Annotated in this window: 1 protein-coding gene; it reads right to left on the bottom strand. The window is 67.5% G+C overall.

The features are described from left to right. Positions 1–19 precede the first annotated feature (19 nt). Positions 20–590: IclR family transcriptional regulator (locus OR16_RS39015; RefSeq protein ID WP_006165027.1), on the bottom strand; the 571-nt coding region annotated here is incomplete at its 5' end.

Genomic DNA, 590 nt, shown 5'->3' on the forward strand with positions numbered 1-590 from the left:
GAGAACGCGGTCTCGCTGATCATACGGCTTCCGCATCGCGCTCGCCGAGCGAGACCGCATAGCCGGCAGCGCGGATCGCGGCCAGTTCCTCGCGCAGTTGATCGGGTTCGACGATGGTGGTGCTGGTGAAACGTTCGAGCGCGCGGGCCAGCACGGCATCAACCACATCATCGGCGGCGAACGCCAGCAGCAGCTTGCCGGATGCGCCGACATGCAGCGGCCGCCGGTTGCCCACCTCGGTGTGCACGCGCACCGATTGCGATGACTCGTGACGTGCCACGCAAACCGACTCCAGGCCGTCACGCACGCGCACGATCACGTTCTCGCCGCAGGCCTCGCCCAGCGCGACAAGATGCGGCGCCACCAGTTTGATCAACTCGATCTGCTCGCGCGCGGCGTTGCCCACCAGCAAGGCGTTGTAGCCAAGCTTGTACACCGCGGCATGCGCCTCGCGCGCAAGCAGGCCGCGATGCTCCAGCGTGCTGAGCAGACGGAAGGCCCGCGCTTTGGTGAGCCCGGCGCGGCGCGCGAGTTCGGTCACCCCTAGCGACGGATGTTCGGCGACCAGCATCAGCAAGCCTAGCGCCTCA

Source organism: Cupriavidus basilensis OR16, from assembly GCF_000243095.1.
Lineage (GTDB): Bacteria > Pseudomonadota > Gammaproteobacteria > Burkholderiales > Burkholderiaceae > Cupriavidus > Cupriavidus basilensis_D.